28 protein-coding genes are annotated in these 25458 nt (G+C 68.1%); 13 read left to right on the forward strand and 15 right to left on the reverse strand.

Translation table 11 applies throughout. The features are described from left to right. The first annotated feature begins 101 nt into the window (after positions 1-101). Complete coding sequence (locus ABDZ81_RS11650) at positions 102-1418, forward strand: MFS transporter (RefSeq protein WP_343774152.1); 1317 nt, start codon at positions 102-104, stop codon at positions 1416-1418. A gap of 2 nt (positions 1419-1420) precedes the next feature. On the opposite strand, the gene ABDZ81_RS11655 is transcribed toward ABDZ81_RS11650, so the two are convergent. The 4 genes from ABDZ81_RS11655 to ABDZ81_RS11670 all read right to left on the reverse strand — a co-directional run bounded on the left by ABDZ81_RS11655 (position 1421) and on the right by ABDZ81_RS11670 (position 3151). Beyond that, positions 1421-1870, reverse strand: coding sequence for a MaoC family dehydratase (locus ABDZ81_RS11655; RefSeq protein WP_343774153.1), 450 nt, complete (start codon positions 1868-1870; stop codon positions 1421-1423). Positions 1871-1941: 71 nt separating this feature from the next. Next, positions 1942-2112: a hypothetical protein gene (locus ABDZ81_RS11660; RefSeq protein ID WP_256392076.1), complete on the reverse strand. Its 171-nt coding sequence runs from the start codon at positions 2110-2112 to the stop codon at positions 1942-1944. Positions 2113-2175: 63 nt separating this feature from the next. After that, entirely contained in the window at positions 2176-2361 is a 186-nt protein-coding gene (locus tag ABDZ81_RS11665; RefSeq protein WP_343774154.1) for a hypothetical protein, read from the reverse strand. Between the two features lie 61 nt (positions 2362-2422). Beyond that, positions 2423-3151 carry a class I SAM-dependent methyltransferase gene (locus tag ABDZ81_RS11670; protein ID WP_343774155.1) on the reverse strand — a complete coding sequence of 243 codons (729 nt, stop codon included), beginning with the start codon at positions 3149-3151 and terminating at the stop codon, positions 2423-2425. Positions 3152-3312: 161 nt separating this feature from the next. Between ABDZ81_RS11670 and ABDZ81_RS11675 the strand changes: the two genes are divergently transcribed. Then, positions 3313-6057, forward strand: a complete 2745-nt coding sequence (locus tag ABDZ81_RS11675; RefSeq protein ID WP_343774156.1) for a DNA-directed DNA polymerase — start codon at positions 3313-3315, stop codon at positions 6055-6057. 16 nt (positions 6058-6073) lie between these two features. Here the strand turns inward: ABDZ81_RS11675 and ABDZ81_RS11680 are convergent, their stop codons facing one another. Further along, a complete protein-coding gene (locus ABDZ81_RS11680) occupies positions 6074-7081 on the reverse strand; it encodes an AIR synthase family protein (protein ID WP_343774157.1) in 1008 nt (335 codons plus the stop codon). Positions 7082-7293: 212 nt separating this feature from the next. Between ABDZ81_RS11680 and ABDZ81_RS11685 the strand changes: the two genes are divergently transcribed. The 3 genes from ABDZ81_RS11685 to sufD are packed head-to-tail and all read left to right on the forward strand — an operon-like array spanning position 7294 to position 10889. Beyond that, positions 7294-8208: an ABC transporter ATP-binding protein gene (locus ABDZ81_RS11685; protein WP_343774158.1), complete on the forward strand. Its 915-nt coding sequence runs from the start codon at positions 7294-7296 to the stop codon at positions 8206-8208. Positions 8209-8242: 34 nt separating this feature from the next. Further along, complete coding sequence (gene sufB, locus ABDZ81_RS11690) at positions 8243-9673, forward strand: Fe-S cluster assembly protein SufB (RefSeq protein ID WP_343774159.1); 1431 nt, start codon at positions 8243-8245, stop codon at positions 9671-9673. A 1-nt stretch (position 9674) separates the two neighbouring features. Further along, entirely contained in the window at positions 9675-10889 is a 1215-nt protein-coding gene (gene sufD / locus ABDZ81_RS11695; protein WP_343774160.1) for a Fe-S cluster assembly protein SufD, read from the forward strand. Positions 10890-11000: 111 nt separating this feature from the next. Here sufD and ABDZ81_RS11700 read toward each other — a convergent pair whose 3' ends face one another. Continuing rightward, positions 11001-11753 carry a universal stress protein gene (locus ABDZ81_RS11700; protein WP_343774161.1) on the reverse strand — a complete coding sequence of 251 codons (753 nt, stop codon included), beginning with the start codon at positions 11751-11753 and terminating at the stop codon, positions 11001-11003. After that, positions 11750-13183 (reverse strand): APC family permease, encoded by a 1434-nt coding sequence (locus ABDZ81_RS11705; RefSeq protein WP_343774162.1) that lies wholly within the window; start codon positions 13181-13183, stop codon positions 11750-11752. The genes ABDZ81_RS11700 and ABDZ81_RS11705 overlap by 4 nt, the downstream gene beginning before the upstream one ends. 156 nt (positions 13184-13339) lie before the next feature. On the opposite strand from ABDZ81_RS11705, the gene ABDZ81_RS11710 reads away from it, so the two are divergent. After that, positions 13340-13840 carry a ferritin-like domain-containing protein gene (locus ABDZ81_RS11710; protein WP_343774163.1) on the forward strand — a complete coding sequence of 167 codons (501 nt, stop codon included), beginning with the start codon at positions 13340-13342 and terminating at the stop codon, positions 13838-13840. Beyond that, on the forward strand, positions 13837-14265 hold the full coding sequence (locus ABDZ81_RS11715) for a metal-dependent transcriptional regulator (RefSeq protein ID WP_343774164.1): 429 nt from the start codon (positions 13837-13839) through the stop codon (positions 14263-14265). Before ABDZ81_RS11710 ends, ABDZ81_RS11715 begins: the two co-directional genes overlap by 4 nt. A 39-nt stretch (positions 14266-14304) precedes the next feature. On the opposite strand, the gene ABDZ81_RS11720 is transcribed toward ABDZ81_RS11715, so the two are convergent. The 3 genes from ABDZ81_RS11720 to ABDZ81_RS11730 form a co-directional block, all read right to left on the reverse strand. Next, positions 14305-14535 carry an H/ACA ribonucleoprotein complex subunit GAR1 gene (locus ABDZ81_RS11720; protein ID WP_343774165.1) on the reverse strand — a complete coding sequence of 77 codons (231 nt, stop codon included), beginning with the start codon at positions 14533-14535 and terminating at the stop codon, positions 14305-14307. Beyond that, positions 14535-14813, reverse strand: coding sequence for a signal recognition particle subunit SRP19 (gene srp19 / locus ABDZ81_RS11725; protein WP_343774166.1), 279 nt, complete (start codon positions 14811-14813; stop codon positions 14535-14537). The genes ABDZ81_RS11720 and srp19 overlap by 1 nt, the downstream gene beginning before the upstream one ends. A 75-nt stretch (positions 14814-14888) precedes the next feature. Then, complete coding sequence (locus ABDZ81_RS11730) at positions 14889-16022, reverse strand: PGF-CTERM-anchored ABC transporter substrate-binding protein (protein WP_343774167.1); 1134 nt, start codon at positions 16020-16022, stop codon at positions 14889-14891. 97 nt (positions 16023-16119) lie between these two features. Between ABDZ81_RS11730 and btuC the strand changes: the two genes are divergently transcribed. The 4 genes from btuC (at position 16120) to ABDZ81_RS11750 (ending at position 20464) form a co-directional block, all read left to right on the forward strand. Beyond that, a complete protein-coding gene (gene btuC / locus ABDZ81_RS11735; RefSeq protein ID WP_425541911.1) occupies positions 16120-17259 on the forward strand; it encodes a vitamin B12 ABC transporter permease BtuC in 1140 nt (379 codons plus the stop codon). After that, positions 17256-18599 carry an ATP-binding cassette domain-containing protein gene (locus ABDZ81_RS11740; RefSeq protein ID WP_425541909.1) on the forward strand — a complete coding sequence of 448 codons (1344 nt, stop codon included), beginning with the start codon at positions 17256-17258 and terminating at the stop codon, positions 18597-18599. Before btuC ends, ABDZ81_RS11740 begins: the two co-directional genes overlap by 4 nt. 75 nt (positions 18600-18674) lie before the next feature. After that, positions 18675-19298, forward strand: coding sequence for a phosphoribosyltransferase (locus tag ABDZ81_RS11745; RefSeq protein ID WP_343774168.1), 624 nt, complete (start codon positions 18675-18677; stop codon positions 19296-19298). Between the two features lie 185 nt (positions 19299-19483). Continuing rightward, positions 19484-20464: a transcription initiation factor IIB gene (locus ABDZ81_RS11750; RefSeq protein WP_343774169.1), complete on the forward strand. Its 981-nt coding sequence runs from the start codon at positions 19484-19486 to the stop codon at positions 20462-20464. Between the two features lie 135 nt (positions 20465-20599). Here the strand turns inward: ABDZ81_RS11750 and ABDZ81_RS11755 are convergent, their stop codons facing one another. Further along, positions 20600-21130, reverse strand: coding sequence for a TIGR04206 family protein (locus ABDZ81_RS11755; protein WP_343774170.1), 531 nt, complete (start codon positions 21128-21130; stop codon positions 20600-20602). Between the two features lie 10 nt (positions 21131-21140). Beyond that, the gene (locus ABDZ81_RS11760) at positions 21141-22250 is read right to left on the reverse strand and encodes an OBG GTPase family GTP-binding protein (RefSeq protein WP_343774172.1); all 1110 of its coding nucleotides are present in this window, start codon (positions 22248-22250) and stop codon (positions 21141-21143) included. A gap of 157 nt (positions 22251-22407) precedes the next feature. On the opposite strand from ABDZ81_RS11760, the gene ABDZ81_RS11765 reads away from it, so the two are divergent. Together ABDZ81_RS11765 and ABDZ81_RS11770 are read left to right on the forward strand one after the other, a co-directional pair. After that, a complete protein-coding gene (locus ABDZ81_RS11765; RefSeq protein WP_343774173.1) occupies positions 22408-22608 on the forward strand; it encodes a VNG_1110C family protein in 201 nt (66 codons plus the stop codon). Positions 22609-22713: 105 nt separating this feature from the next. Then, complete coding sequence (locus ABDZ81_RS11770; RefSeq protein ID WP_343774174.1) at positions 22714-23313, forward strand: metal-dependent hydrolase; 600 nt, start codon at positions 22714-22716, stop codon at positions 23311-23313. Between the two features lies 1 nt (position 23314). Here ABDZ81_RS11770 and ABDZ81_RS11775 read toward each other — a convergent pair whose 3' ends face one another. The 3 genes from ABDZ81_RS11775 to ABDZ81_RS11785 all read right to left on the reverse strand — a co-directional run bounded on the left by ABDZ81_RS11775 (position 23315) and on the right by ABDZ81_RS11785 (position 25458). Beyond that, entirely contained in the window at positions 23315-23986 is a 672-nt protein-coding gene (locus ABDZ81_RS11775; protein ID WP_343774175.1) for a phosphoglycolate phosphatase, read from the reverse strand. Positions 23987-24052: 66 nt separating this feature from the next. Further along, positions 24053-24256 carry a DUF8005 family protein gene (locus ABDZ81_RS11780; protein WP_343774176.1) on the reverse strand — a complete coding sequence of 68 codons (204 nt, stop codon included), beginning with the start codon at positions 24254-24256 and terminating at the stop codon, positions 24053-24055. After that, positions 24256-25458 (reverse strand): ABC transporter ATP-binding protein, encoded by a 1203-nt coding sequence (locus ABDZ81_RS11785; RefSeq protein WP_343774177.1) that lies wholly within the window; start codon positions 25456-25458, stop codon positions 24256-24258. Before ABDZ81_RS11785 ends, ABDZ81_RS11780 begins: the two co-directional genes overlap by 1 nt.

Raw genomic sequence — 25458 nt, forward strand, 5'->3', positions numbered from 1 at the left:
CGGCGGCATCGGCGTCCCGACAGCACGGCCGTCTCGGCGCCGCCGGCGCAGGCTTGCCGGATGGCCAAATCGTTACCCGATCGCTCGTCCAACCCTGACGAGTGGTCGAGGATGCCGGCGACGAGGCCGACGAACGCGCGGGCAGTTCCGACGCCGCGGATGACGATCGCGCGGGCGACCCCGACGTGGCGGACGATCCGGACGCCGCGGAGTCCGTAACTCGCGTCGTCGCCAAGTACTACCTGTACGTCGCCTCCCGATCCGAGGGGTTCATCTACCCGATCGTCACGCTGTTTCTGCTCCACCGCGAACTGAGCTACGCCGAGGTCGGACTGGTCAACGGGCTCTTTTTCGCGGGGACGGTCGCGGGCGAGATCCCGACGGGCTACGTCGCCGACCGGCTCGGCCGCCGGAACAGCCTGATCGTCTCCAGCGCGGCGGTCACGGGGGTGATGCTCTGGTTTACGATCGCCGAGACTGTCGCGGAGTTCAGCCTGCTGTACGTCGTCTGGGGCGTCGGCGTCACCTTCCGCTCGGGCGCGGGCGACGCCTGGCTCTACGACACGCTCGACGAGCGCCACACCACCGAGGCGTACGCCCGGATCAAGGGCCGGGCGAGCGCGGCGTTCCTGCTGACCTCGGCAGTCACGTCGCTGGCCGGCGGCTACGTCTACTCGATCGATCGGGTCGCGCCGTTCTACGGCGCCGCGGCGGTGACCGCCAGCGGCGTCCTGATTCTGCTGAGGTTTCCGACGACGAGCGGCGGGGCCGACGAGGAGCGGTTCACCGCGGGCGACGCAGTCGAGATCGTCCGGACCCAGTTTCTCCGGCCGCCGCTCAGATCCTTCATCGTCGTGACGGCCGTGCTGCTGGCGGTCCCCGAGACGGTCGACCTGTTCGTCCAGCCGATCAGCGTCGATCTGGGCGTCCCCGAGGCGCGGCTCGGCTGGCTGTACGCCGGATTCATGCTCGTCTCGGCGGCGGCGACGTACTACACCGGCGCGCTACGCGACCGGATCGGGATCGGCGGCTGGTTCGCGATCGCGCCGCTCCTCGTCGCCGTCCCGCTGCTCGCGACGGTCGTCGCGCCCGCGGCGGCGATCCCGGCATTCTTCGTCGCCCGCGCGGGCAAGAGCATTTCCTACGCCCTGCGCGGGCAGTACCTCAACGACCGGCTCCCCTCGCTCGGTCGGGCGACGGTGCTCAGCACGGCGTCGCTCGTCTACGGCGTCTTCATCGTGATCGGCCGGTTCGTCGGCGGCGCGCTCGCCGGCGCGCTCTCGCCGACCGACGGCCTCGCGGTCATGGCGGCCGCGATGCCCGCGATCGTCGCGGCGACGTACGCAGTCGAAAACCCGTTCTCGGCGTCCGCCGACGGCTCCCCGGACCCGGCTGTCGATCCGGCTGCCGACGAGTAGGCTCAGTCCGGGCGCTTCTTCGCCAGCACCGTCCGCTCGAACTCGCAGACTAGATCGTCGTCCTGGTTGAACGCCTCGACATTCATCGTCACGACGCCGCGCTCGCCGTCGCTGGTCTCGCGCTTGTCCAGAACCTCGGTCTCCGCGCGGATCGTGTCGCCGTGGAACACCGGCGCGGGATGCTCGACGTCGTCGTACGACAGGTTCGCGACGATCGTCCCGTCGGTCGTCTCGGGGATCGTCAGCCCGACCGCGAGGCTCATCGTGAGTAGCCCGTTGACCACGCGCTCGCCGAACTGCGTCTCGGCGGCGAACTCCCGATCGAGGTGCAGCGGCTGCTGGTTCATCGTCATGTCGCAGAAGCGCTGGTTGTCGCTCTCGGAGATCGTGCGGCGCTTCTCGTGGGCGATCCGCTCGCCGACCTCGAACTCCTCGAAGTAACGACCCGTCATGGGTGCGAGGTCGCGCGCAGGCATAAAAAGCGCTTGGTGGGGCCGTTCCCCACCGCTATCGAGCGCACCGATCAGGCTTTGGCGCCGGCGACGCCGCCACCGATCGCGGCGCCGCAGTGGCCGCAGGCGGTCAGGTAGAATCGCTTCGAGGCGGCGAAGAAGCCGGTCGTGGCGTCCATCTCGACGAACTCGACGTCGGAGGGCTCTTCGAGGGTCGCGTCGCACTCTGGGCAGTGGACCATGCTCGGCCGTTTTGACGGCGATACTATAATTCTTGTTCCCTCACACTCGGTCGCAAGCCGTCGTCACGCAGCGTTGCCGCCCGCCTTCGCGCCGGCGACGCCGCTGCCGAGCGTCGTCCCGCACTCGGCGCACTCGACGGCGTAGAACCGCTTCGATGCGGCGATGATCCCCGTCGTCGCCTCAGTTTCGACGAACTCCACGTCCGACGCCTCGGCGAGGGTCGACTCGCACTCGGGGCAGTGGACCATGTCGGTCCCTTGTTCACACTACGTGATAATTTCTGGGGGCCCGTACGAGGGGTCGTTCCCGTCAGGGCTTCACGAGCGCCGCGCGGTAGTACGCATCGGCGTCGTCCTCGCCCCTTCGAATCTCGGCGACCTCCCAGCCCGTCCCGACAGCGGCTTCCCGCAGCCGGTCGGGACTGAACAGGCGGAACTGCAGCGTCGGTCCCACGTCGTCCTCGTACTCGAAGTGATACGTCCGGTGGGCGAGGCCGGGCGTCGGATCCGAGCGGTAGCCGAGGATATCGGTCACGCCGTCCCGGATTGGATCGTGGGCGTCGACGACTGCAGTCCCGTCCGGGGTCGTCACGTGCGCGAGGTCGCCGAGAAACTCGCTCAGCCCTCGCATCGAGCCCGCGAGTCCGAGTTGGGTGCCGTTCGCGAGCGCCGATCCGAACCGATCACGCTCGAACGACTCGCGTAGCGAGAACATGTCGGCGACGCGCGCGTCCGCGACGCCGCGGTCGCGCATCACTGCCACCAGGTGCTCGCTGACGTCGATCGCCACGGTCTCGAACCGCTCCTGGAGGTACAGCGCGTGTTGGCCCGCGCCGGCGCCGATATCGAGTAGCGGGCCGTCGAGCCATTCGGCGATCCACTTGGCGTCGGAGTCTTCGGCCGGGTCGAACTCGTCGAAGTAAAACAACTCGATCGGATGCTCGCGCGTTTCGGCGCCGTCGACGTCGAGCAGCGGTTCCTCGCGCTCGCCCTCGTGGTGGTCGCGGATCGCGCGACCGTACGGGTCGTGTCCCGTCATACTCAGTGACACACTATCAACCATAATAAATCCGTAACGAGACGCGGTGACGATTCCCGAAACGGGTGACGGTACCGAGTACCGAACCGCGCGGGCGGTGCGTCACCGCCGGTCCCCGCAATCACGACAGTTTTTACCCGGTGGCGGCAAACTCGAACGACATGACCGATTCGGGGACCCCGGAGCAGATGACGTTCGGCGACATCGGCTCGGGGGCCGACGACGCCGAGGACGGCCGGGAGGCCCACGCGGCCGCGGAGGCGCGCGCCGTCGCGGGCGACGGCACCGGCGACGGCATCGAGACGATCGACCCGACCCGCGAGGGCGTCGACGCGCAGTACGGCGAGCCCGCCGAGACCAAGACGCTCGCCGTGATGCAGGTCGATTACACGATCGAGGGCAACGGCCAGAGTGAACGTCCGATCATGCACGTGTTCGGTCGCGACGCGGACGACGAGCCCGAGCACGTGAAGGTGATCGGATTCAGGCCGTACTTCTACGCGCCAACCGACTCGCTGGAGCGCCCGCCCGAGGACGAGTACGACGTCCTGACGGGCTCGTCCGAGACAGACGAGGACGGCGACCCGTTCGAGAGCATCCGGGGCGAGAAGCTGACCAAGATCTTCGGCCGAACCCCGCGAGACGTCGGGAACGTCCGGGACGAGTTCGACCACTTCGAGGCCGACATCCTGTTTCCCAACCGCTTTCTCATCGACAAGGACATAGAGAGCGGGATCGAGGTGCCCCTGCGTCGCGACGAGGAGGGCGCGCTCGTCGTCGTCCACGACGAGGTCGAGGCCGTCGAGTCGACCGCACGCCCGCGCGTGAACACGTTCGACATCGAGGTCGACGACCGCCACGGGTTCCCCGAGCCCGAGGACGCCGAGCAGCCGATCGTCTGCCTGACGAGCCACGACTCCTACGACGACGAGTACGTCGTCTGGCTCTACGACGCGCCGGTCGGCGGCGTCGACGCGCCCGAAGCCCTGGAGGGGTACGATCCGATGGCCGAGCAGGCCGACTACGAGGTCCGGACGTTCGACTCCGAGGAGGAGATGCTCCGGGCGTTTCTGGATTACGTCGACAAGACCGATCCGGACGTGCTGACGGGCTGGAACTTCGAGGACTTCGACGCGCCGTACCTCGTGAACCGATTGGAGAACCTCGGCCTCTCCTACGACCGGCTCTCTCGCGTGAACGAGGTCTGGGCTGGCGGCTGGGGCGGCCCGGACATCAAGGGCCGGGTCGTGTTCGACCTGCTGTACGCCTACAAGCGCACGCAGTTCACCGAACTCGAGTCCTACCGCCTCGACGCCGTCGGCGAGCAGGAGCTCGGCGTCGGCAAGGAGCGCTACACCGGCGACATCGGCGACCTCTGGGAGCAGGACCCCGAGCGCCTGCTGGAGTACAACCTCCGGGACGTCGAGCTCTGCGTCGAACTCGACCGCAAGCAGGACATCGTCGCGTTCTGGGACGAGGTGCGATCGTTCGTCGGCTGCAAGCTCGAAGACGCGCCGACGCCGGGCGACGCGGTCGACATGTACGTGCTCCACAAGGTCCACGGCGAGTTCGCGCTCCCCTCGAAGGGCCGCCACGAGGGCGAGGACTACGAGGGCGGCGCCGTGTTCGACCCGATCACCGGCGTCCGCGAGAACGTCACCGTGCTCGACCTCAAGTCGCTGTACCCGATGTGCATGGTGACGACCAACGCCTCGCCCGAGACGAAGGTCGACCCCGAAGCGTACGACGGCGAGACGTACCGCGCGCCCAACGGGACTCACTTCCGGAAGGAGCCGGACGGCATCATCCGGGAGATGGTCGACGAACTCCTCAGCGAGCGCGAGGAGAAGAAGTCGCTCCGAAACGAGAACGACCCCGACAGCCAGGACTACGAGCGGTTCGACCGGCAGCAGGCGGCGGTGAAGGTCATCATGAACTCGCTGTACGGCGTCCTGGGCTGGGATCGGTTCCGCCTCTACGACAAGGAGATGGGCGCCGCGGTGACCGCGACAGGTCGGGACGTTATCGAGTTCACCGAGACCGCGGCGAACGATCTCGGCAAGGAAGTCATCTACGGCGACACGGACTCGGTCATGCTGGAGCTCGGCGACGACGTCTCGAAGGAAGACGCCATCGAGCAGTCCTTCGAGATCGAGGAGCACATCAACGACGCCTACGACGAATTCGCCAGCAGTGAACTCAACGCCGAGGAGCACCGCTTCCAGATCGAGTTCGAGAAGCTCTATCGGCGATTCTTCCAGGCGGGCACGAAAAAGCGCTACGCCGGCCACATCGTCTGGAAGGAGGGCAAGGACGTCGACGACATCGACATCACCGGATTCGAGTACCAGCGCTCGGACATCGCGCCGATCACCAAGGAGGTCCAGCTGGAGGTCATCACCCGGATCGTCCGCGGGGAGGACATCGAGGCGGTCAAAGACTACGTCCACGAGGTGATCCAGCGCGTCCAGCGCGGCGACGTCTCACTCGACGAGATCGGCATCCCCGGCGGCATCGGGAAGAAACTCGACAACTACGACACCGACACCGCGCAGGTCCGGGGCGCGAAGTACGCTAACATGCTGCTCGGGACCAACTTCGCCAGCGGCTCGAAGCCGAAGCGACTCTACCTCGAGAAGGTCCACCCCGAGTTCTTCCGGCGCATGGAGAACGAGGAGGGATTCGATCCCCAGACCGATCCCCTCTACGGCGAGTTCAAGCGCGATCCGGACGTGATATGCTTCGAGTACGAAGACCAGCTCCCCGAGGCGTTCGAGGTCGACTACGAGAAGATGCTCGACAAGACGCTGCAGGGCCCGATCGAGCGCGTCCTCGAAGCGCTCGACATCTCCTGGGAGGAGGTCAAGAGCGGCCAGGAGCAGACCGGGCTCGGTAGCTTCATGTGAAATTTCTCTCCGTCGCTCATTCCGAGAGCAGTCGCTCGTAGACCGGCCAGGCGGCGTCGCCGCTCGGCGCCGCGACCCGCTCACCGTCCACGACGACGCCCGATCCGTCCGTTACCTTGCCAGCGACGCCGACCGGCGTCCCGCGGGCTTCGAGCGCCGCGACGACGGCGTCGGTGTCTTCCGGGTGGACTGCGATCAGGAGCGTTCCCGCCGTGCTCGCGCGCCAGTGATCCATCGACAGCGCCTCGCTCACGGCTTCGACGCCGGGCAGCACCGGCACGGCGTCGGCGTCGACGTCGATGCGGACGCCGGCGCTGCCCGCCACCTCGTGGAGCGCGCCGATCAGGCCGCCCTCGGTCGCGTCGTGCATCGCCGTCACGCGACCCGCGTCGACCGCCGCCGCGCAGTCCCGCACCGTCTCGACGTCGTCGAGTCGTTCTTGCGCAACTGCCAGCGTCTCGGCGGGCAGGTCGATCCGCTCGGGGAACAGCGAGGATAATAGACCAACGGTCTCGACGCCGGGGCCTTTCGTCACCAGCAGGTCGTCGCCCGGACGCGCGCCATCCGGCCGGACGACGTCCTCGGCGTCGCCGACCGCGAACGCCGTCCCGCTGCCGACCCAGGGGTAGCGGCTCTCGTCGTAGCGCGCGGTGTGCCCGGTGACGATGCTGACGCCGAGGTCACGACACTCCTCGTCGACGGCGCCCCAGAACCGCGCGAACTCCTCGTCGGTCGTCTCGGGCGGCAGGGCGAAGGAGACGGCGACGTGGGACGGCGCCAGCCCGGAGACGGCGACGTCCGAGAGCACGATCCGGATGCCGAAGCGGCCCGCCCGCTCGAAGCCCAGGTCGGGCAGGATCGAGATCGGGTCGGTCGCGACCGCGAGGACGCTGTCGTCGATCTCTATGAGGCCGAAGTCGACGCCGTAGGTCGGGCCGATCGCCACGTCGTCCCGCGCGGCGCCCAGTCGCGGCTCGATGCGGCTCTCGAAGAACTCCCGATCGATCTTTCCCGCGTCGTCCATACCGATCGATCTCGCGCGATCGGTTTCCGTGTTCCTACTCCGGTTTCGGGGGCGCTCGGAGCGTCCTCGACGACTCTCCGCGCTCGGCTGTCGGCGTGACGGGTATTCCGGAACGGGAAAAGTATTTTCGCGGAACGCCAACTGATTACGAGAAATGCGAAACCATTATGGGCGGGCGACCCCACCGTTCGAGTGACAGAGGACTTTCAGCAATGGCTACGCTACAACTCAATAATCTCCACGCGAAGGTCGCAGAAGAGGGCGGCGAACAGATCCTCAACGGGGTCGATCTCGAGGTCGAGCCCGGCGAGATCCACGCCCTGATGGGACCGAACGGCAGCGGCAAGTCGACGACGGCGAAGGTCATCGCCGGCCACCCCGCCTACGAAGTAACGGAGGGCGAGGTGCTGCTCCAGTTCGAGGGCGACGAGTTCGAGGGCGTCGAGTTCGACGAGGACCAGAAGACCTGGAACCTGCTCGAGCTCGAGCCCAACGAGCGCGCCGCGCTCGGCGTGTTCCTCGGCTTCCAGTACCCCGCCGAGATCGAGGGCGTCACGATGTCGAACTTCCTCCGCACGGCGCTCAACGCCAAGATCGAGGAGCGCGAGGAGCTCTTCGAGGACGAAGAGGAGGCGGACGAGGACGAGGAAGAGGAGGAAGCGGGCTACGAGAACTCCCCGATGGAGGGCCCCGCCGACGAGGGCGAGGTCGACGTCGCGGAGTTCCAGCAGATCCTCTCCGAGAAGATGGAGCAGCTCGACATGGACGAGAAGTTCGCCCGTCGCTACCTCAACGCCGGCTTCTCCGGCGGCGAGAAGAAACAGAACGAGGTGCTCCAGGCCGCGATCCTCGAGCCCGAGATCGCCGTGCTCGACGAGATCGACTCCGGGCTCGACATCGACCGACTGCAGGACGTCTCCGACGGCATCAACGCGCTGCGCGACGAGCAGGGCACCGGAATCCTCCAGATCACCCACTACCAGCGGATCCTCGACTACGTCGAGCCCGACCACGTCCACGTGATGCTCGACGGCGAGATCGCCGAGAGCGGCGGCGCGGAGCTGGCCGAGAAGCTCGAGGACGAGGGCTACGACTGGGTCCGAGAGCAGGTCTACGAGACAGCCTGATACGGCTCCAGCGATTACCATACAACACTAAACCATGAGTTCAGATCAAGACCACCTACAAGAGACCGACACCGAGGAACGGTTCGAGTTCAAGAAAGAGGAGAACTCGGCCGTTCGATCCGACAAGGGCCTGACCGAAGAAGTCGTCCGCCTCATCAGCGAGGACAAGGACGAGCCCGACTGGATGCTCGAGCGGCGCCTCCGCGCGCTCGAACAGTACAAGGAGATGCCGATGCCGAGCGGCTGGCCCGGCATGCCGGACCTCTCCGGGCTGGACGTCGAGCAGATCGTCCCGTACATCCGCCCCGACGTCGACAAGCGCGAGGGCGCCGACAACTGGGAGGACCTCCCGGACGAGATCCAGGACACCTTCGAGAAGCTGGGCATCCCCGAGGCCGAGCGCAAGGCGCTCTCGGGCGTCGGCGCCCAGTACGAGTCCGAGGTCGTCTACCAGAACATGCAGGAGCAGTGGGAGGAGAAGGGCGTCATCTTCTGCAACATGGACGAGGCCGTCCGGGAGCATCCCGAGCTCGTCAAGGAGCACTTCATGACGAACTGCGTCCCCCCGAGCGACAACAAGTTCGCGGCGCTCCACGGCGCGGTCTGGTCGGGCGGCTCGTTCGTGTACGTCCCCGAGGGCGTCACCGTCGAGATGCCCGTCCAAGCGTACTTCCGGATGAACTCCGAGGGGATGGGCCAGTTCGAGCACACGCTGATCATCGCCGAGGAAGGCTCGGAAGTCCACTACATCGAGGGCTGTTCGGCGCCGAAGTACGGCACCCACAACCTCCACTCCGGCGGCGTCGAAGTGTTCGTCGGCGAGGACGCTCACGTCCAGTACTCGACCGTGCAGAACTGGTCGAAGAACACGTACAACCTCAACACCAAGCGCGCCATCGCCGAGAAGGGCGGCACGATGGAGTGGGTCTCGGGCTCGATGGGCTCGAAGGCCACGATGCTGTACCCCTCGACGATCCTGAAGGGTCGCGGCGCGACGGACAACCACATCACCATCGCCTTCGCGGGCGAGGGGCAGGACATCGACACCGGCGCAAAGGTGTACCACAACGCGCCCGACACGAAGTCCACCGTCGAGTCCAAGTCGATCGCCAAGGACGGCGGCCGCACCAACTACCGCGGGCTCGTCCAGATCGCCGACGGCGCCGAGAACTCCTCGACGGCCGTCGAGTGCGACGCGCTGATGTTCGACAACGAGTCGACCAGCGACACGATGCCGTACATGGAGATCGAGGAGTCGAAGGTCAACGTCGCCCACGAGGCCACCGTCGGCAAGATCGGCGACGAGGACATCTTCTACCTCCAGTCGCGCGGTCTCGACGACGACGACGCCAAGCAGATGATCGTCTCGGGCTTCATCGAGCCGATCACGGAGGAACTGCCGATCGAGTACGCGGTCGAGCTCAATCGCCTCATCGAGCTCGAGATGGAGGGGAGCCTCGGATAACATGAGCACGCAGGTACACGCCACGATCGACGAGAGCACCGTTCGCCAGATCTCCGAGGAGCTCGGGGAGCCCGAGTGGCTCCTCGAGACGCGTCTCGACGCGCTCGACGCGCTGGACGACCTCGACATGCCGTCGGTCATCCAGACGCCGGGCCGCAAGTGGACCAACCTCGAGGATCTCGACTACGAGTCGCTGGTCGATCCGCTGAACGCCGCCGAACAGAAGGAGCTCGTCGACGCCGAGGGCGTCGAGGTGCTCCCCTGGAGCGAGGCCGTCGACGAGTTCGGCGACCTCCTCTCCGAGCACTTCGGCAGCGTCGTCGACCCGCAGTCGAACTACCTCACCGCGCTGTCGACGGCGCTGTTCTCGACCGGCACGGTCGTCCACGTCCCCGAGGGCGTCGAGGCCGAGGACGTGAAGGTCCGGACCGAGATGAACAGCCAGTCGCTGTTCAACTACACGCTCGTCGTCTCCGAGAAATCCTCGTCGGTCACGCTGCTGGAGCGCCAGAGCTCCGGCGACACCGAGGTCGACGGCGCGCGCTACTACAGCGGCGTCGTCGAGATCGCCGCCGGCGAGAACTCGAACGTCCAGTACGGCTCGCTCCAGAACGTCGACGAGGAGACGTACAACTTCACCCACAAGCGCGGCGACGCCGACACGTACGCCACGATCGACTGGATCGAGGGCAACGTCGGCTCCCGCCTGACTAAATCCAGCGTCGAGACCGAGCTCAACGGCGACGGCTCCGAGACCCAGATCGTCGGCGCGTTCTTCGGTCACGAGGACCAGCACTTCGATCTCGACGCCCGCGTCTGGCACCGCGCCGAGCACACCACGGCTGACCTGGTGACCCGCGGCGTCATCGACGACGTGGCGCGCTCGGTGTACGAGGGCGTCCAGGACGTCGGCTCGGGCGCGTGGGACACCAACTCCTACCAGCGCGAGAACACCCTGATGCTCAGCGACGAGAGCGAGGCCGACGCCTCCCCGAAGCTGATCATCAACAACCACGACACCGAGGCCAGCCACTCCGCGACCGTCGGCCAGGTCGACCAGGAGGAGCTGTTCTACATGACGAGCCGCGGCGTCGACGAGGAGCGCGCGACGAACATGCTCGTCGAGGGCTTCTTCGTCCCCGTCCTCGAGGAAGTCGCGGTCGACGAACTCCGCGAGGATCTCGAGACCCTCGTGGCGCAGCGACTGCGCGAATAACTCCGATTTCGGGTCGTTTTTTGTCAACTGTCGCACGCCCGGGGAGCGACGCCGGTAGCCGCTCTCGCGGCCGGACGCCGGACCGCCGACCGATCCGTCTGTGACGACGCTCTACTGCGTCGATCCGTCCGGCCTGTTTTCCTCCTCTGGCTCCCGCGGCTGGCGGACCACCAGCACCGGCCCGATGAACCGCTCGGCGACCTGCTCCGATTTCTCGCCGAACAGGACGGTCATCACCGACGGGTCGGACTCGCCGAGGATCACCGCGTCGAACGCCGCCGACACTTCGACGATCTTTCGGATCGGTCGCCGCGCGGTCTCGACGCGCACCTCGATCCGCGCCGGGTCGACGCCGGCGTCGACCAGTTCCGATCGGACGCGCTCTAAGAACGCCTCGCCCTCCGGCACTCGTTCGTCGCCGCGCGCGACGTTCAGCAGCGTCACCGAGGTCGTCCCGTCGTCGAACAGGCCGCCGGCGACCGCGGCGATCCGGTCGATGACCCGGTCCCCGCGGACGGCCACGAGCACGTCGTCCATCGCCGCCGCCGGGTTGAGCAGCAGCGTCGCGACGCAGCCTTCCTCGCGGGCGACGCGCTCGATCGTCTCGTCGCCGTCGCGGGTGAACACCAGCGTCGACTCGACGACCGCGTCGGCGTCCTCGAACTGGGCTTCCAGATCGTTCAGCCGGTTCCGCGCCCGATCCTCGAACTGCATGCGAGCCTGGCCGGGCGCCGTCTGGTCAGGGATCTCGTAGTAGCCCAGCAGCACGACGCGGGCGCCCGAGAGCAGATCGACGACGCCGGGCTCGAGGGGCTCGCCTTCGAGCACCCGGAGCGGGACGAGGATCGACGGACGGTCGGTCATAGCTGTCCCTTGAGCGTTACGCCGCGAGCGTAATAGCTGTGCCAGCCGTACGCGCCGGCCATCACGAGGACGCCGACGACGATCGAGGCGGGTGCCATGAACGCGATCAGCCCGAAACTGGCGAGCCCGCCGATCGCCGGCAGGTACGGGGAGCCGGGCATCCGGAAGTCCGGGTCGTACCACTCCGGCGGGTTCCGTCGGAGGGCGATCAGCGCCGCGCAGATCAGCCCGTACATGATCAGGTGGAGAAAGGAGGCGACCTCGGCCAGCAGTTCGACCTGTCCGGTCGCGGTCAGCACGACGATCGGCCCCCCGGCCATCGCGAGCGCGACGTGTGGCGTCCCGTAGCGCAGGTTGATCTCGCTGGCGCGCCGGGGCAGCAGCGCGTCGCTGCTCAGCGCGTAGATCGACCGCGAGGAGCTGAGGATCGAGGCGTTGGCGCTCGAAAACGTCGCGAGCAGCCCGGCGAACAGGATCGCGACCGCGCCGGCGACGCCGAAGAACTCGCGGCTCACCTCGACCATCGCGGTCTCGCCGAACCCGCGGAGCGCCTCGCTGCCGACCGCGCTCGTCGCCACGAAGATCGTCACGACGTAGAACGTGGCGACGATGACGACCGAGCCGACCATCGCGAGCGGCAGGTTCCTGTCGGGGTTCTTGATCTCGCCGGCGACCGTCGCGACCTGAGCGAATCCGAGGTAGGAGGTGAACACAAGCGCAGCCGTCGAGAAGATGGGCCCGACGCCGAACGGTGCGAACTGCTCCGGAACCGCACTGGTACCGAAGACGCCGAGCGCGTCCCCCGCGCCGTACGCGAGAAACGAGGTGAGGATCACGAGCAGCACGCCGACGATGGCGTTCTGGAGCTTCGCGGCGTTCTCGGTCCCCGTCGCGCTCAGGACGGTCAGGAGGACGCCGAACAGCACGCCAAGCGGGATCACGGGGTCGATCGGCGCGGCGACGCCGACCTCGGCGAGCACGGCCGCCGCGTAGTGGCCGAAGCCGACGAGGTAGAACGCCGAGGCGAACACCAGCCCGAGCCAGAGGCTGATGCCGACGACCGTCCCGTACGCGGCGCCCAGCGCGCGGGAGACGAAGTAGTAGCCGCCGCCGCTGCGGGGCATGGCCGTCGCGAGTTCGGCGGACGGGAGCGCGACCAGCAGCGCGACGACGCCGCCGATCGCGAACGAGGCCGCCGCCGCGGGTCCGGCTTCGCCGGCCGCGATACCCGGGAACACGAAGATGCCGGCGCCGATCATCGTCCCGATGCCGATGGCCAGCCCGCCGACCAGCCCGATCGTGCGCTCCAGTTCCGTCCCCTCCTCGTGGACCGTGACGTCCTCGTCGGTCGCCACCGGTTCGCCCGTCGGCGTTTCGCCCGCGACGTTCCTCCCGCGGGGCTCCGGGGCGCGTTCGTCGCGGTCTCCCATGCTGATACTTTCGCACGCTCGGTACTTCAGTGTACGACGCCGATCGCGCAGACGAGGTCGGTATCGCGGCGGTCCCCTGACGCGTGGCGCCGTCGCCGCCCCGTCGGGACGCCGAAAGTAGGGAGCGTTAAGTGACCGGCTCTCCGAGTGGGAGCTATGAGCCTGGGTCAACGCGTCTCGACGGACCGCCAGCTCGCCCGGCTCCTCCAGATCGGAGTCGTGCTGGAGGAGGTCGTCGAGGCGCGTGCCTATTCGCACCTGGAGTCGCTCTCGCCCGACGAGCGGGCCGAATTAGACGAGGAGATCGCCGAACTGCTCGATCACGCGGCCGAGGAGTCCGCCGAGCACCGCGCCCGCCTCGAATCGTTGGTCGACGAAATGGACGCCGAGACGGTCGGCTACGACGAGATCGAGCTGCTGGTCCGCGAGCACTACGCGAGCAACCAGCCCGAGGACTTCGACGGGCTGCTGTACGACCAGCTCTGCAACGAGGAGACCGCCTACAAGTTCTACGACGACCTCATCGAGGCGATCGAGGCCAGCGACGCCGACTACACCGTCGACGAGGAGCTGGTGCTCGACACGCTGTACGCGATCCGCGAGGAGGAAAAAGAGGGCGTCGAGGAAGTGACCGCGATCATGGAGGATCGGGAATGAACACAGCTGACCAGTACCTCAAAGCGATATACCTCGCACAGATGATGGAGGACGGTCCGGCGTCGACCGGACAGCTCGCCGATATGCTCGACGTCAGCCCCGCCAGCGTCAACGAGATGATCGGAAAACTGGAGGATCGGGGTCTCGCGGACCACGAGAAGTACAAGGGCGTCGAACTCACCGACGACGGGATCGGCCGGGCCCGGGACGCGCTCCAGACGTACTGCATCATCGAGCGGTTTCTCGCGAACGTCCTGGAGGTCGAGAGCTACCGCGAGGAGGCCCGCGCCCTGGAGAGCGTCATCGACGACACGGTCGCCGAGCGCCTCGACACGATCATCGACCGCCGGTCGGAGTGTCCGGACTGTTTCGATCCGGAGGCCGACCGCTGCGAGTGTCTCATCGCCGAAGGACAGGCGGACTGATCGCCGTCGTCGAATCTCCGATCCGCAGCCGGCGCGTTCTCACTGCACGTACAGCTTCTCGCCAAGCAGCGTCGCCAGTCGCCGGTCGTCCGCCGGCGTGATCGCGACGTAGGGGCCCTCGACCGGCCCGAACACGTCGACGATGCGGCCCGCCGTCGAGAGCGACTCGTCGACGACCTCGCGGCCGATCGGCGGCGGGTCGTCGGGGTCGTCGAGTCGGACGATCGCCAGCCCCTGGGCCGTCCGGTCGGCCTCGCCGAGTCGCTGCATCACTCGCGCATCGTCGCGACGTAGGCGGCCACCGCCTGGACGACGTCGTTCTTGGCGTCGTCGGCGTCCTTGACGAGCACGCGCCCGCGCTGCTGGTAGTGCTCGCGCGGGTAGGCGACGTCTCGCTCGACGACGGCGTCGTAGCCCACCTGCTGGACGGCCTGTGCGATCTCCTCGACCTCGGGGCTCGGCACCGCCAGCTCCTCCGGGACGCGGCGCCCCTTCGAGCGCGTGAGGTCCGCGTCGAAGTACGCGGGCCAGATGACGTTTTCGACCATACTCGTCCGATCGGTGTCGGCGACGTAAAAAGGTCGGTTTCCGCGACGAGTCGGCGTCCGGGCTGCCGGTACGGGTCAGTTCCGACGGCGCGCCAGCACGCCGGCGGTCAGCAGCGCGGCGACCGCGGGGGCGACGCCGAAGCCGGGGACGCTGTCGCCGCCGTCGCTCTCGTCGGCGCCGCTCCCGTTCTCGCTACTCTCGTTCTCGGAACTCTCGCCCTCGTACTGCTGAAGCTGCTCGTTGATCTCCTGGATCGCGTACACGACCCGGGGCGCGGGCTGTTGCATGTAGTTCGTGTCGACACGGATGATCCGGTCGTTCTGCACCGCGCTGGTCGACTGGACCGCCTCGCGATCCGGGACCGCCGAACCCTCCAGCAGCAGCAGGTAGTCGGGGTTCTGCTCGATCAGCTTCTCGTCGCTGAGCTGCGCCCAGCTCTCCAGGCCGGCCTCCGCCGCGACGTTCTCGCCGCCCGCGGTGGTGATCACGTCGTGCTGGAACGTCCCGGCGCCGGGCGTCGTCCCGAAGAACTCGAAGTAGACGCTCGGGCGGTCGGACTCGCTGACGTTCTCCTGAACGGCGTCGATTTCGGTCTGCATCCACTCGACGGTCTCGGTCGCGCCCTCGCAGGCGCCCGCGAGCTCGCCGATCCGCTCGGTCTTGTCGTACACGTCGTCGATCGACGCGGCCGACGCGAACTGGTAGACTGCCAGGTCGTTGTTCCGCAACTGGTCGACCGTGTCGTTCGAGATCGTGTTGGGCGCGAGCACGAGGTCGGGATCGAGGTCGACGACTTTCTCCGCCGACGTCATGCCGCTCGCTCCCGTGACGTTCGTCCGCTCGTCCGCGCCGTCGAGGTAGGACGCGTACGCCGAGACGCCGACGACCTTGTCCTTGGCGCCGATCTCCCAGAGCGTCTGGGCGGCCGACGGGTTCAGCGTCACGATCGCCTGGGGTTCCTCGTCGAGCTGCACGTCGGCCCCGCCGGCGTCGGTGAACGTCCGCGGGTACGAGCAGTTCAGTTCGTCGCTCTGTGCGGCGTCGGCGATCGTCGGCGTCGCGGTCGTCGCGTCGGCGGCTCCGGCGCCGTGTCCGGGACCACCGTTCGACGGCCCGCCCGCGGCCGCTGCGGCGGGCGCGGCGGCGCCCGCGATTAGCGCGGCGCACGCGACGAACGCGACGAGTACCGCTGTCCGTGTTCGTGTCATCGTCCGAACGCTGGCCCGTGTCCAATAAATATTTGTCTACTGCAACCGGGGTTGCAGACGTACCGTGACGACCGCATCGGAATCCGCGGAGAGTCGGCTGTCGCAACTGGGGAGCCTCGCGGCCGCCGCGCACGCGCGACCGGCGGTGCGGGCGGCCGTCTGGTCGGTGCCGCTGTCAGCGTTGCTCGTCGCCGTGATCCTCGTTAGCGCCACGATCGGACCGGTCGATATCACGCCGCTGGCGGTCGCGAAAGCTGCCTACGACGCATTCGTCATCCCGGCGGGCGTCGGCCTCGACGCCGGCGTCTGGCGGCTCGCGCCCGGCGTGGGGATCCCGTACGTCTTGCCGGACGTGCACTGGACCGCGCCGTTTTCCGCGTCCGTCCCCGCGACGACGCGGACGATCGTCGTCAACATCCGGCTGCCCCGCATCGCGCTCGCGGCGACCGTCGGCGTCGGGCTGGCCGGCGCGGGCACCGTGATGCAGGGCTTTTTCCGCAACCCGCTGGCCGACCCCTCCATCGTCGGCGTCTCGTCGGGCGCGGCGGTCGGCGCCGTCGCGACGATCGCGATGCCCGCGCTCGTTCCGGTGGACCTGCGGCTGGCGGCGTTCGTCGGCGCCGTCCTCACCGCCTTCGGCGTCTACGCCATCGCGACGGAGGGCGGCCGGACGCCGGTCGCGACGCTGCTGCTCGCCGGCGTCGCCGTCCAGACGTTTCTGGGGGCGGTGATCTCCTACCTCCTGCTGCAGAGCGGCGAAAGCTTGGAGCAGGCCGTCTACTGGCTGATGGGCCACCTCCAGCACAGCACCTGGGAGGAGGTGGCGTTCGTGCTCCCGGTGACGCTGCTCGCGCTGGGGGTGCTAAGCGCGTACGCTCGCGAGCTGAACGTCCTGCTGCTCGGCGAGGAGGAGGCCCACCACCTCGGCGTCGAGGTCGAGCGCGCGAAACTCCTCCTGCTCGCGGTCGCCAGCGTCGTCACGGCCGCGGGCGTCGCCGTCACGGGCGTCATCGGCTTCGTCGGCCTGATCGTCCCCCACGCGATGCGCCTGCTCGTCGGACCGGACCACCGCGTCCTGCTCCCGACGAGCGCCCTCGCGGGCGGCTCGTTCCTCGTCGTCGCCGACACGATCGCCCGCTCGGGGGCCGCCGAGATGCCGGTCGGCATCGTCACCGCGGCCGTCGGGGCGCCGTTCTTCCTGTTCCTGCTCAAATCGAGGGAGGTGCACGGACTGTGACGGACGACGCCGACCCCGCGACCGACGCCGCGGTGGACGCCGACCCCGCGACCGACGCCGCGGAGAGCGCCGACCCGACGATCGGCGTCGAGGACGTCTCGCTGTCGCTGGGCGACGTCCCGGTGCTCTCGGGCGTCTCGCTCGACGTCGCGCCGGGCGAGCTCGTCGGCGTCGTCGGGCCGAACGGCGCCGGCAAGACGACGCTGTTGCGGGCGATCAGCGGCGTCCTCGCGCCGGACGAGGGTCGCGTGCTCGTCGACGGCGACGAGGTCCACGAGCTCTCCTCGGGCGCCGCGAGCCGGCGGGTCGCAGTCGTCCCGCAGGACACCGCGGTCTCGTTTTCCTTCGACGTGCGCGAGATCGTCGCGATGGCGCGCCACCCCCACCGTTCGCGCTTTAGTCCCGCCTCGGCCGAGGACCGGCGAGCCGTCGAGTCCGCGCTGGAGCGCACCGGCGTCGCCGAGCTCGCCGACCGGTCGATCGACGAGGTCAGCGGCGGCGAGCGCCAGCGCGCGCTGCTCGCCCGCGCGGTCGCCCAGGAGACGCCCGCGCTGTTGCTCGACGAGCCGACCGCGAGCCTCGACGTGAACCACCAGGTCGAGACCCTGGAGATGGTCCGCTCGCTCGTCGACGACGGCACGGCGGCCGTCGCCGCGATTCACGATCTCGATCTCGCGGCGCGCTACTGCGATCGGCTGGCGATCCTCGCTGGCGGCGAGTTTCTCGCAGTCGGCCCGCCAGAGGACGTGCTCACCGAGTCGGCGGTCGCCGCGGCGTTCGACGTCCGGTCGGTCGTCGACCGCAATCCCGCGACCGGAGCCGTCTCCGTCACCGCGCTGCCCGATCGCGCGCCGCCCAGGGGAGCGCGCGTCCACGTGGCCGGCGCGGGCGAGGCGGCCGCCGAGACGCTCGTCGCCCTCGACGACGCCGGTTTCGACCTTTCGATCGGCCCGCTGCCCGAGGGCGACGTCGCGGCGGCGACGGCGAGAAGCCTCGGCGCCGATATGGTGGAGACGGCGCCGCTGTCGCCGCCCGACGACGCCGAACTCGACGCGGCGCGCGAACGCGCTCGCACCGCGGACGTCGCCGCACTCGTACGAACGCGGTCCGACGGTCCGAACGAGGCGCTGACCGCCGCGGCCGCCGCCGCGCCCGCGCGGATTTCGGTCGCGCCGGCGGCCGCCGACTCGGCCGGCGCGTCGGCGGTGTCGCCGGACCGCTCGCCGGAGGCCGCGGCGGCGGCCGTCGCTCGTGCTGCGGGCGGCGACGGCGGCGCGTACGCCGGCAGCGATCCCGAACCGCCCGACGACGACGGCCCGACTCCCGAGCCAGACGACTGATCGAGAACACTCGTTGCGTCGGGACGATGCAAGACGTTAGTGAGCGGCTGCCGTAGCGAAAACGAGAGAGACGCCATGTTCGAAAACAGGGAAGACGCGGGGGAACGGCTGGCCGAACTGCTCGCCGACCGTGGCGTCGAGGCCGACGTCGTGCTCGGGATCCCGCGGGGCGCGCTCCCCGTGGCTCGCCCCGTCGCGGACCGCCTGGACGCCGATCTCGACGTGATCGTCGCCCGGAAGATGGGCGCGCCGCACAACGAGGAGCTCGCGATCGGCGCCGTCGCCAGCGACGGGAGCGTCTGGCGCAACGACGATCTGATCGAGCGGCTCGGCGTCGACGACGCGCACGTCGAGCGCGAGGCCGAGCGGACGGCCGAGAGCGCCCGCGAGAAGCTGGAGACCTATCGCGGGACGACTGATCCGCCCGGTGTACGCGGCCGCAAGGTCGTCGTGGTCGACGACGGCGTCGCCACGGGCGCGACGGCCCGGGCGTGCCTCCGCCAGGTTCGGGACGGCGGGGCCGAGCGGATCGTTCTGGCGGTCCCGGTCGGCTCGCCGGACTCGCTGGCCGCACTGGAGTCGTTCGCCGACGACGTCTACGCCGTCGAGGAACCCGCCGGATTTCGTGCGGTTGGTCAGTACTACCACGATTTCGGTCAGGTTTCCGACGCCGAAGCGAGGCGTTACCTCGATCGGTAGCGCCGTCCTGCGGATCGTCCGCCGGCACCTCGCCATCCGACAAGTATTTATATATCACTAACCTTCACTACGAAACACTTATAAGGCTTTCCCTCATATGTAGTAGTAGGAGCGCGGTACCCGGCCGTATTTTGGGATTTTCCCGACCGGTCAGCCCTTGCCCTCCCACCCACGGTGAGTTACCAATGACAGAAACGAGCATCCGAACGAACGACGACGTATCGACGCGGGAACGAACGACAGAGCGGACCGAGGAGAGCGAAGACCAGCAACTGTGTCCCGAGTGCGGCGGCCGGCTGGAGGCCGACAGCGAGCACGGCGAGACCGTCTGTGCGGACTGCGGGCTGGTCGTCGAGGAAGACGAGATCGACCGCGGCCCCGAGTGGCGCGCGTTCGACGCCGCCGAGAAGGACTCGAAGAGCCGCGTCGGCGCCCCCACCACGAAGATGATGCACGACGACGGGCTCTCGACGAACATCGGCTGGCAGGACAAGGACGCCTACGGCAACACCCTCAGCTCCAGCCAGCGTGAGAAGATGCAGCGCCTGCGCACCTGGAACGAGCGCTTCCGCACCCGTGACTCCAAAGAGCGCAACCTCAAGCAGGCGCTCGGCGAGATCGATCGGATGGCCTCCGCGCTCGGCCTCCCCGAGGACGTCCGCGAAACTGCCAGCGTGATCTATCGCCGCGCGCTCAGTGAAGACCTCCTGCCGGGCCGCTCGATCGAAGGCGTCGCCAGCGCCGCGCTGTACGCCGCGGCGCGCCAGACCGGGACGCCTCGATCGATCGACGAGGTCGCTCAGGTCAGCCGCATCGACGAGATGGAGTTCAAGCGCACCTACCGCTACATCGTCCGCGAGCTGAACCTCGAAATCCAGCCCGCGAACCCCGAGCAGTACGTCGGCCGCTTCGCGTCGGAACTCGATCTCTCCGACGAGTCCGAACAGCGCGCCCGCCAGCTGCTCCGGACGGCGACGGACAAGGGGATCCACAGCGGCAAGAGCCCCGTCGGGCTGGCGGCCGCCGCGGTGTACGCGGCGCCGCTGCTGTGCAACGAGGAGATCACCCAGTCGGAAGTCTCGGAGGTCACCGACATCTCCGAAGTCACCATCCGCAACCGCTACAAGGAGCTGCTCGAAGCCGACGGCCAGGCGCAGTTCGCCTGAGACTGACGCCGGGACCCCGAAACGCGGTGCCCGGCGTCGGTCCGAACGGTAACCACCGTCGGCCCGGGTCGGCTTTTGGACTTTGTTTTCACGTACTTCGAGCGACAGCGCCCGGATTTTCGCGACTAACAGTTCTTACAGACCGAGCAGGTCGCCGTCGAACCACCACAGGACGACCAGCACGGCGACGACGCCGACCGGCAGCGGCGTGACGCCGGGGCGCGCGATGCCGGGACGCGTAAACCCGGCGGCGAACTGGAGCAACGAGAGCATCGCGAAGACGGCCAACCCACCGGTGACGCGCCGGTCCTCGCGACCGAACACGAGGCCCCCGAGCGCGCTGACGAGCGCGCCGGCGTACAGCGCCGTCGCGATCGGCCACGCCTGGAGGCGCCGCGGCAGCGCGCGCGGCCCCCGCGTGAACTCGAAGAGGTACTCGTACAGGTGAAAGACGTGCCATCCCTCGACGTTGATCCAGCCCCACGCGAAGAAGACGTCGCGTCCGCTCGGAGCGATCAGGACTACCCAGGGAGCCAATCCCGCGAGGAGCAAGGCCAGAAATCGGCGGCGGCGACGCGGATCGGCGTCGCCGGTGTCGATATCGTGCGCCTCGTCGGCGCCGTCGTACGCTTCGTCGTCGTACGCTTCGACGTCGGCGTCGGTCACGGCGTCGGACTCACTTGCGGGTGATCATCCGCAGGACGTCCTCGTCGGCGAGCTCGTGGTCGAGGCCGACCTGCTGTTCGTCGTGCTTGACGCTGTCGCCCGACACCCGTGCGAACCGGAACCGCTCCTCGAACTCGCCGCCGAGCTTGTGCGCGGCGTCCTCGACGGTGCTGCCTTTCTCGATGACCAGCGGCTCCTCGTAGTCGATGCCCCGTCCGGGCTTGTCCATGTAGATCCGCATCAGCCCCAGCTCCTCCCAGATGCGCTCTTTCAGCGCGTCGAGCCCTTTCTCCTTCTCGGCGCTGATGAACGTCACCTCGTCGGGGTCGAGATCGTGCTCGCGGAGGTTCTCCTTGACGGTGTCGACGTAGCTCGGATCGATCAGGTCGGTCTTGTTGACCGCCGTGATCGAGGGGATGTACACCCGGTTGTCCATGATGCCGTCGATCAGCCGGTCGATGTCGACGTGCTCGTTGATCGTCACGTCGGCGTTGACGTAGCCGTGCTCGCGGAGGATCTCGCCGATCGTGTGGTCGTCGAGGTCGAGATCGACGCTCGAGGTCACTCGAATGCCGTCTTTCCCTTTCCGCCGGACCGACACTCGCGGGGGCTCTCTGTCGACGCGGATCTTGTTTTTGTACAGCTCCTCGTTGAGCCGCTCGTACTGGTCGATCTCGAACGCAGAGAGCATGAATATCACGAGATCGGCCGCCCGAACGACCGACAGCACCTCCTGGCCGCCGCCGCGACCGCTGGCGGCGCCCTCGATCAGCCCGGGGACGTCGAGCATCTGGATGTGGGCCCCGTTGAGATCCAGCATGCCGGGGTTGACGTCGAGGGTCGTGAACTCGTAGGATCCGACCTCGCTGTCGGCGTTGGTCATCGCGTTGAGCAGCGTCGACTTGCCGACGCTGGGGAACCCGACGAGCGCGACGGTCGCGTCGCCGTGCTTCTCGACGTGGTAGCCCCCGCCTCCGCCGGCCGAGGACTGCTGTTCCAGCTTCTCCTTTTTCTCCGCGAGCTTCGACTTCAGCCGCCCGATGTGCCCCTCGGTCGACTTGTTGTAGGGCGTCTCAGCAATTTCGTCTTCGAGTTCCCTGATCTCCTCTTCGAGCCCCATTAGCGGTCGCTAGGGTGACGACGCCCGAAAACCCTTCCTTTCGCACCCGGCCCGCTGATGTCGATCGTCGCGGATCCAACCCCTCGACCGGCAACGCAGCGGCCCGCTCGCGACGTTTCGACATTTTCATGCCGACCCCACCGTATCGCCAACGTGTATGACCGACCCGTCACGGCTCCGCGACAGCACGCAGATCGTGCTGCCGACGGAGGATCTGGACGGGTTGCGCGAGGAGATCGAGTCGCGGTTCGTCGTGACGATCGTCCCCGAGGGAGAACAGCTCCGGATCATCGGCAGCCCGGTCGAGATCAAGGAAGCCGGCGAATTTCTCACGAAACACGGCGTCAGGCTGCCGTGAGCGGGCGGCGTTAGACGGGCTAAAACAGCCAGTAAGCGGCGAGTACCTCGCGCCGTCGTTCGCAGCGACCGTATAACTAATCCCGCGAGGGCTCTCCGACCGCCCATGCTACCCTGGGAACACGCGGCGGTCGGGTATCTCGCCTACTCGCTGCTGAGCCACCTCCTCGCACGGCGATCGCCGGGCGCGCTCGAAGCCCTCGCCGCGCTCGTCGGCTCGCAGGGGCCCGACCTGATCGACAAGCCGCTGTCGTGGCAGTACGGCGTGTTCGAGTCGGGGTACGCGCTGGGCCACTCGGTCTTCCTCGCGGTGCCGCTGGCCGTCGCCGCCGGACTGCTCGCCCGGGCCTACGGCCGCGCCCGCGTCGGTGCGGCGTTCGCGGTCGGCTACTTGCTGCACTTGCCCGGCGACGTCGTGCCGACGTATCTTCAGCACGGCTACCTCCCGCTGGCGGTCGTTCTCTGGCCCGTCGAAACAGCGCCGCCGAGCGCCGACCAGCCAGTCGTCGGCGTGACGATCGACCTGTTCTTCGAGTACGTCGACGTGCTCACCGCGCAGGATCCGCCGACGCTCGTGCTCGTCCAGGCCGGCGTTATCGGCCTGACGGCGCTGCTGTGGCTCTACGACGGCGCGCCGGTGCTCCGAGAACTTCTCGTCGGCGTCAGCCGGCGTCTGTCCGACGGTATCGGCAGGGCGACGAACTGAGCTATCGCAGCAGATCGAGCACTTCGAGTGTCCCCGCGGCGTGGACGCCCTCCGTAACGTGGTCGGCGGCCGCCAGCGCGGCGTCGTCGGCGTTCGCGACCGCGTAGCTCTCGCCGGCGACGCCGAACGTCGAGACGTCGTTCTCCGAGTCGCCGACCGCGACGAACGCCGACGGATCGAGTCCGAGCAGCTCGGCGACGGCGTCGAGCCCGTCGCCCTTCGCGATCTCGGGGTCCTTGATGTGGTAGGCGTAGCCGGTGTCGACGACCTCCAGGCCGTGCTCGGCGGCGACCTCGCGCAGCGGTTGCTCTGGCACGTCGAGGTTGGCGGCGATCTCGGTTTCGCGCCAGCGATTCACGAGATCGGGCTGGCCCCAGCCGAGGTCGTATCCCCGGTCGCGGAGCGACGCCACGGCGGTCTCGGCGGCCGCGCGGTCGCCGACGACGCTGGCCTCGCCCTCGGCGTAGACGATCCCGCCGTTCTCCGCGATCACGCGCTCGGGCAGCCCCACGAACTGCGAGAGCGCGACCGGGAACGGGAACGCCTTCCCCGTCGCGATCACGACCGGCTCGGGCCACTCGCGGAGCGGCTCGAACACGCGCGGGTCGATCCCCGGCTCCCCGTCGGCTCTCGTCAGCGTCCCGTCGATGTCGAGTACGAGCGGCGCTGTCATTGGGTGGACGTGTGCGCTCGCGGCAAAAGCGGTTGCGAAGCGCGGTGAACTGATCCGGGGAGCGCGTCAGTACAACTGTTGCTCTCGCTCCTCCCGCTCTTCTTCGGCGCGCGCCGCTTCGGCGTCGTCCTGTCGCTGCTCGAAATACGCCCGCACCGCCGGCAGATACCGTCCCCGAAGATCGCGCGCGAACGCGTAGATGCCGTAGACCCAGAAGAAAAACAGGACGGTGACGCCGACGACGTAGACGGCGCCGACGGTCGAAACCATCAGTCGTCGCCCTCCGACTCGGCGCCCCGCGCTCGTCGATCGACGTCTCTGGCGGGCTGAACGAGCCCGTGCGTGATCGCGTCGCCCGTCCCGGTGTCGAACAGGTGCAGGCGGCTCCTGTCGAACACGATGCTGACGCGCTCGTCCATCCCGACGTCGGTGTCGGGATCGACGCTCATCAGCACCTGCTCGTCGGGATCACGCTCGGTGACGGCGCCCTCCTGCCCGCCGCCTTCGAGGTCGTGGACGATCAGGTAGACGAAGATCTCGTCGCCCATCGGCTCGATCACGTCGTTCTGGGCGGGGAACGCGGCGGTCGGGTGAGCGAGTTCGCCGGCGTTCTCCTCGAGGTGGACGTCCTCAGGCCGGACGCCGAGCGTCACGGCGTCGCCGGGGCCGTACCCGTCGAGCGCAGCGACGTCGAACTCGACCGCGAAGTCGTCGGTGACGATGCCGTCGGCCGTCAACTCGCCCTCGAGGAAGTTCATGCTGGGCGAGCCGATGAAGCCCGCGACGAACCGGTTGGCCGGCTCGTTGTAGCAGGTCAGCGGCGCCGCGATCTGCTGGAGCTTGCCCTCGTTGAGCACGGCGATGCGATCGGACATCGTCATCGCCTCGGCCTGGTCGTGGGTGACGTAGATGATCGTCGTCTCCAGTTCCTTGTGGAGGCGCTGGAGTTCGGTTCGCATGTGGACCCGGAGCTTGGCGTCGAGATTCGCCAGCGGCTCGTCCATCAGGAACACCTCCGGCTCTCGCACGATCGCGCGCCCGATCGCCACGCGCTGGCGCTGGCCGCCGGAGAGCTCGTCGGGCATCCGGTCGGTCATCCCCTGGATCTGAAGAATTTCCGTCGCCCGATTGACGCGCCGGTCGATCTCCTCCTTGTCGAAGTCGCGAAGCCGCAGCCCGAAGCTGATGTTGTCGTAGACGTCCATGTGGGGGAACAGCGCGATGTTCTGGAACACCATCGCGATCCCCCGATCCTTGGGCGGCAACTTCGTCACCTCCCGGTCGGCGATCGTGATCGTCCCCTCGCTGGGGATCGTCAGGCCGGCGATCGTCTCTAGGGTGGTAGACTTGCCACAGCCCGACGGGCCGACGAGCGTGACGAACTCGCCGTCCCGAATGTCCAAGTTCATGTCTTCGACTGCCGTTACGTCCGCGTACCGTTTCGTGACGTGTTCTAGTATGACGTCTCCCAT

The sequence above is a fragment of the Natronoarchaeum mannanilyticum genome (assembly GCF_039522665.1).
GTDB lineage: Archaea > Halobacteriota > Halobacteria > Halobacteriales > Natronoarchaeaceae > Natronoarchaeum > Natronoarchaeum mannanilyticum.